Origin of the sequence: Pseudomonas sp. Sample_24 (assembly GCF_004307605.1) — a bacterium.
GTDB lineage: Bacteria > Pseudomonadota > Gammaproteobacteria > Pseudomonadales > Pseudomonadaceae > Aquipseudomonas.
In genome coordinates this window covers 1-5,550 of sequence record NZ_RCNW01000518.1, presented here as the reverse complement: position 1 = coordinate 5,550, position 5,550 = coordinate 1, and the positions used below count along the sequence as shown (strand labels likewise).

At 58.4% G+C, this 5,550-nt stretch carries 6 protein-coding genes and 1 pseudogene; 2 read left to right on the top strand and 5 right to left on the bottom strand.

What is annotated here, in order from left to right; genetic code table 11:
- Positions 1-521 (top strand): annotated as a pseudogene (locus D8V06_RS29550) (glutamine synthetase); the annotation flags it as partial.
- Positions 522-747: 226 nt separating this feature from the next.
- Positions 748-1,383 carry a TetR/AcrR family transcriptional regulator gene (locus D8V06_RS29545; protein ID WP_130903849.1) on the top strand — a complete coding sequence of 212 codons (636 nt, stop codon included), beginning with the start codon at positions 748-750 and terminating at the stop codon, positions 1,381-1,383.
- A 160-nt stretch (positions 1,384-1,543) separates the two neighbouring features.
- Here D8V06_RS29545 and D8V06_RS29540 read toward each other — a convergent pair whose 3' ends face one another.
- From D8V06_RS29540 to ssuD, 5 genes are all read right to left on the bottom strand, one after another.
- Complete coding sequence (locus D8V06_RS29540) at positions 1,544-2,230, bottom strand: hypothetical protein (protein WP_130932361.1); 687 nt, start codon at positions 2,228-2,230, stop codon at positions 1,544-1,546.
- Positions 2,231-2,438: 208 nt separating this feature from the next.
- Entirely contained in the window at positions 2,439-2,654 is a 216-nt protein-coding gene (locus D8V06_RS29535; protein ID WP_007967989.1) for a TOBE domain-containing protein, read from the bottom strand.
- Between the two features lie 33 nt (positions 2,655-2,687).
- A complete protein-coding gene (gene ssuB, locus D8V06_RS29530) occupies positions 2,688-3,494 on the bottom strand; it encodes an aliphatic sulfonates ABC transporter ATP-binding protein (RefSeq protein WP_130903847.1) in 807 nt (268 codons plus the stop codon).
- On the bottom strand, positions 3,491-4,273 hold the full coding sequence (gene ssuC / locus D8V06_RS29525; protein WP_056854057.1) for an aliphatic sulfonate ABC transporter permease SsuC: 783 nt from the start codon (positions 4,271-4,273) through the stop codon (positions 3,491-3,493). Before ssuC ends, ssuB begins: the two co-directional genes overlap by 4 nt.
- A 7-nt stretch (positions 4,274-4,280) precedes the next feature.
- Positions 4,281-5,429, bottom strand: coding sequence for an FMNH2-dependent alkanesulfonate monooxygenase (ssuD, locus tag D8V06_RS29520; RefSeq protein ID WP_018928626.1), 1,149 nt, complete (start codon positions 5,427-5,429; stop codon positions 4,281-4,283).
- Positions 5,430-5,550 lie beyond the last annotated feature (121 nt).

The window sequence follows — 5,550 nt, the reverse complement described above, 5'->3', positions numbered from 1 at the left end:
ATCCCGAGCAGAACGCCGCACTGCGTCACGCGATCGGCGGTGTGCTCGAGACCCTACCGGCGCAGATGGCTTTCCTCTGCCCGAACGTCAACTCGTACCGTCGTTTCGGCGCACAGTTCTACGTGCCGAACTCACCGTGCTGGGGCCTGGACAACCGCACCGTAGCGATTCGTGTGCCGACCGGTTCATCCGATGCCGTGCGCATCGAGCACCGCGTGGCCGGTGCCGACGCCAACCCGTACCTGCTGATGGCTTCGGTCCTGGCAGGCGTGCACCACGGCCTGGTCAACAAGATCGAGCCGAACGCACCGGTGGAAGGCAACAGCTACGAGCAGAACGAGCAAAGCCTGCCGAACAACCTGCGTGATGCATTGCGCGAGCTGGACGACAGTGAAGTGATGGCCAAGTACATCGATCCGAAATACATCGATATCTTCGTCGCGTGCAAAGAGAGCGAGCTGGAGGAGTTCGAACACTCCATCTCCGACCTTGAGTACAACTGGTATTTGCATACCGTGTAAGCGCTTGCAGTACAAAAGAACGCCGCAGGCTGACAAGGCTTGCGGCGTTTTTTTATGGCCGCCTGCGGCGGATCGCTGGCAAGCCAGCTCCCACAGGTTTTGTTAATGAACACAAGATGTGTGGTCGGCAACAATCCTTGTGGGAGCTGGCTTGCCAGCGATGGCGGCCGAGGAGACAACACACAACCCTGCTCGTACAATGCCCGCTGCCCCTCAGGAGACTTCAATGACACGCGTAGCCACCGTTCGCAAACCCCGCGCCCGCAGCCAGGCGCGAATCGATTCGATCCTCGATGCCGCCCGCACCTTGCTGGCCGCCGAGGGTGTGGCCAGCCTGTCGATCTACAGCGTTGCCGAGCGGGCGGAGATCCCGCCCTCCTCCGTCTACCATTTCTTCGCCAGCGTACCGGCCTTGCTGGAAGCACTGACCGCCGACGTCCACGCCGCCTTCCGCGCCTGCCTGCAAGCACCCATCGACCACGACGCGCTGAGCGGTTGGCGTGACCTGTCGCGGCTGGTGGAACAACGCATGCTCGACATCTACGGCGAGGATGCCGCCGCCCGCCAGCTGATCCTGGCGCAACACGGCCTGACCGAAGTCACCCAGGCCGACCGCCAGCACGACATCGAACTGGGCGACCTGATGCACAAGCTCTTCAATCACCACTTCGAACTGCCGAAACTGCCGGATGATGTCGATGTGTTTGCCCTGGCCATGGAGCTGGGGGATCGAGTGTACGCGCGCTCGGTGCAACAGCACGGGCAGATCACACCGCGCATGGCCGAAGAAGGGATGCGGGTGTTTGATGCGTACCTTGGTCTTTACTTGCCACCCTACCTGCCCAAGCGAATGCAGCCTTGAAGCACATCAGATTGCATCAAGATAGAATCGACGGCTGCAGCGCAAACAATTCCTGACTGCATGCAAAAAGCTATTGAAACTAAAAATACAAAAAGGCCTGGATAAATCCACGACAGTATAAAATCGCCAACACAGGCCTTTATTGAAACCACACCCACTGTTAGTTTCGCAACAATCCCGGCCAAGTATTATCATTAACGGGATCAGGACCACCCACCAACCTATCTTCGTCCATATTATATTTTAGATAACGATTACCCGTCAGAAAAATATAGTAGAAATCATCAGCCAAATCGCGATCAAATTGTACTGCGGTAACAATTTCGTATCTGTAAGGACCTACCCCCGGCCAGTTAGCGTCATTGGTAGGTTTTTTTTCAATCGTTTCCTGACGAGCATCGTATCGTAGGGAATCCCCATCACTCATCAAAAACAAAAATATGTTATCTCTAAGAAACGTAGTTGGCTCTTTCCACCATACACCAGCCACAATCTTATCAAAGTATGGTAACAACAGTGACCACTGGCTATCTGCCAGCCTTTCAAATTGAACAACCCTGTCCGTCTGCTGATGGTAGGTACATACCTTTGGGGTATTACCATCCAAATAGAAGAGATGCAGATAATCGCTATATCCGCTCGTTGTTGTAAACCCAAAGCGCAAATATCTGGCATAGGGATGAAATTCCCCCCAGTTCCCTGCATTAATTGCTGTAGGGTAGCCTGGTGGAACTCTATCTTCTGCATTATTGAATCGCGAAAAAGTATTTGTGTCCTTGAAGAAAAAATAGCAATGATCCTGCCCTTGTCGCCAATCCACAGCAACACAATTTTTTATGTCCGGCATGATGTCTACTCCTTGCGAATTAAGGATGAATGCAAGACCAAAGCTACACAAAAAATCATACCTTGAAACCTGTCAAAGTTGACAGTTCCGCCAAAACAATCTGCATGTTAGGATTTCGGCCAAAAGGCCAATTAGTTTTTTACTTCCTTTTTATAAATATCTACCTCGAAGGGCTTGCACCCTTCGGGGCAGTGTTTGTCCCACGCCCTTACAACTTGGCGATCGACACCTCGGTGGATTTCACAAACGCGATCACTTCACTGCCCACCGCCAATTCCAGCTCTTTCACCGAACGGGTGGTGATCACCGAAGTGACGATGCCGGAAGCGGTCTGTACGTCGATTTCCGAGAGCACGTCACCGAGGACGATTTCCTTGATCGAGCCTTTGAACTGGTTGCGTACGTTGATGGCCTTGATAGTCATGATATTGATTCCTGTGGTTGGATAAGACTTGGGTTACTGGGCCCAACGCAACTGCGTAGGCAAGGGTGAAACAGGTTCCGGTTCCGGTGGTTGGCCGGGCAGTGACAGCACGCGGTTGAGAACTTCGGTTTCCAGTGCTGCCAGCCTATGAGAGCCACGAACCCGAGGGCGTGGCAGCTCCACGTGCAGGTCGAGGCCGACTTCGCCGTCTTCGATGAGAATCACCCGATCGGCAATCGCTACGGCTTCGCTGACGTCGTGCGTCACCAGCAACACGGTGAAGCCGTGTTGCTGCCAGAGCCGTTCGATCAGTTGCTGCATTTCGATGCGGGTCAGGGCATCGAGCGCGCCCAACGGCTCGTCGAGCAACAGCAGGCGCGGTTGATGAATCAACGCGCGAGCCAGGGCCACGCGTTGTTTCTGCCCACCGGACAGGGCCGCCGGCCACTCATGGGCGCGGTCCGCCAGGCCGACCGCTTCCAGCGCCGCCAATGCCTTGGGACGCCAGTGGCCCTTGAGGCCCAGGCCGACGTTGTCGATGATCTTTTTCCACGGCAGCAACCGTGCTTCCTGGAACATCAGCCGGGTGTCTTCCCGGGCCTCGCTCAGCTTCGCGGAACCGGCCAGCAATTCACCGCCCGTGGGCTGATCGAGACCGGCCAGCAAACGCAGCAAGGTACTTTTGCCGCAGCCGCTGCGACCGACCACGGCGACAAATTGCCCCGCCGGAATATGCAGATCGATCTCGCGCAGCACCTGGCGCGAACCAAAGGTTTTTTGCAGCTTGCGCACCGCCAGCGGAATCCCGCGCAGCAGGCGTGGAGGTTGTTGAGCGGTCATGCGGCACCTCCCTTGACGACCTGATAGGCCGGATGCCAGCGCAGCCACACGCGTTCAAGTCCACGCGCCGCGAGATCGGCCAGCTTGCCGAGCACCGCATACATCAGGATCGCCAGCACCACCACGTCGGTCTGCAAGAACTCCCGGGCATTCATCGCCAGATAGCCAATGCCGGAGCTGGCGGAAATGGTTTCGGCCACGATCAGCGTCAGCCACATAAAGCCCAGGGCAAAGCGCACGCCGACCAGAATCGAAGGCAGCGCACCCGGCAGGATCACCTGACGGAACAGACTGAAACCGGACAAGCCGTAGCTGCGCGACATTTCCACCAACGCCGGATCGACGTTGCGGATGCCGTGATAGGTGTTGAGGTAGATCGGGAACAAGGTGCCCAGGGCCACCAGGAAAATCTTCGCCGACTCGTCGATGCCGAACCACAGGATCACCAGCGGAATCAGCGCCAGGTGCGGCACGTTGCGAATCATCTGCACCGAACTGTCGAGCAGGCGTTCGCCCCACTTGGACAGACCGGTGATGAAACCCAGTGTCAGGCCAATACCGCCACCAATGGCAAAACCCAACGCGGCACGCCAACCGCTGATTGCCAGGTGTGTCCAGATCTCGCCGCTGCGTACCAGGCTCACACCGGCTTCGATCACGGCGATCGGCGCCGGCAGAATCCGTGTCGATAACCAACCCGCCGACACCGACAGCTGCCACACCGCCAGCAGCAACACCGGCAACGCCCAGGGCGCGAGGCTGTGGATAATTTTTTTCATGGCGCGCTCAACTCTGCGACGCGGCTTTGGGAAGGATGTCGTTGGCGACCATTTCGCCGAACGGGCTGACGTAACCAGCGCTTTTCGGCAACTCGGGACGCTCGATGTCCAGGTGCGGGAACAGCAACTCGGCCACGCGGTACGACTCTTCCAGGTGTGGATAACCGGAGAAGATGAACGTATCGATACCCAGATCGGCGTACTCCTTAACCCGTGCCGCCACAGTCGGCCCATCACCGACCAACGCCGTACCGGCACCGCCCCGCACCAGCCCGACGCCGGCCCAGAGATTCGGGCTGACCTCCAGGTTGTCGCGGCTGCCACCGTGCAGCGCAGCCATGCGTTGCTGGCCGACGGAATCGAAGCGCGCCAGGGAGGCCTGGGCACGGGCGATGGTGTCGTCGTCCAGGTGCGAGATCAGTCGGTCCGCCGCTTGCCAGGCCTCGGCGTTGGTTTCACGAACGATCACATGCAGGCGAATGCCGAAGCGCACGGTACGCCCGAGCTTCGCAGCTTTGGCCCGCACCTGTGCGATCTTCTCGGCCACCGCGGCCGGTGGCTCGCCCCAGGTCAACACCATTTCGACCTGTTCTGCCGCGAGGTCCTGCGCCGCTTCCGACGAACCGCCAAAGTACAGCGGCGGACGCGGTTGCTGGATCGGCGGGTACAGCAACTTCGCGCCCTTCACGCTGATGTGCTGGCCGTCGTAATCGACGGTTTCGCCTTCCAGCACGCGACGCCAGATGCGGGTGAATTCCACCGAGGCCTGATAGCGCTCTTCGTGGCTGAGGAACAGACCATCGCCGGCCAACTCTTCCGGATCACCGCCCGTGACCAGGTTGAACAGCGCACGTCCGCCGGACAAGCGATCCAGCGTAGCCGCCTGGCGTGCCGCCACCGTCGGGGAAATGATCCCGGGGCGCAGGGCGACAAGAAACTTCAAACGCTGGGTCACTGGAATCAACGACGCCGCCACCAGCCACGAATCCTCGCAGGAACGACCGGTGGGAATCAGCACACCGCCGAAACCCAGTCGATCCGCCGCTTGGGCGACTTGTTGCAGGTAACCGTGGTCAACGGCGCGAGCGCCTTCGGCGGTGCCAAGGTAATGGCCGTCGCCGTGGGTAGGCAGGAACCAGAAGATGTTGAGGCTCATGGAGTGGTCTCCTTGGGAAATCGGACTGTTACTGGGCTTTGGTGACTGAGCTTTGGGCAACGGTCGCCGGCGGCGTCCAGATCACGTCTTTGATGCTCAGCGGCTTGGGAATCAACTTGAG

What these genes read in the sequence shown, in the direction of transcription:
- D8V06_RS29545 (WP_130903849.1), top strand. Translation starts at nt 748, where the DNA reads ATGACACGCGTAGCCACCGTTCGCAAACCCCGCGCCCGCAGCCAGGCG.
- D8V06_RS29540 (WP_130932361.1), bottom strand. Translation starts at nt 2,230, where the DNA reads ATGCCGGACATAAAAAATTGTGTTGCTGTGGATTGGCGACAAGGGCAG.
- D8V06_RS29535 (WP_007967989.1), bottom strand. Translation starts at nt 2,654, where the DNA reads ATGACTATCAAGGCCATCAACGTACGCAACCAGTTCAAAGGCTCGATC.
- ssuB (WP_130903847.1), bottom strand. Translation starts at nt 3,494, where the DNA reads ATGACCGCTCAACAACCTCCACGCCTGCTGCGCGGGATTCCGCTGGCG.
- ssuC (WP_056854057.1), bottom strand. Translation starts at nt 4,273, where the DNA reads ATGAAAAAAATTATCCACAGCCTCGCGCCCTGGGCGTTGCCGGTGTTG.
- ssuD (WP_018928626.1), bottom strand. Translation starts at nt 5,429, where the DNA reads ATGAGCCTCAACATCTTCTGGTTCCTGCCTACCCACGGCGACGGCCAT.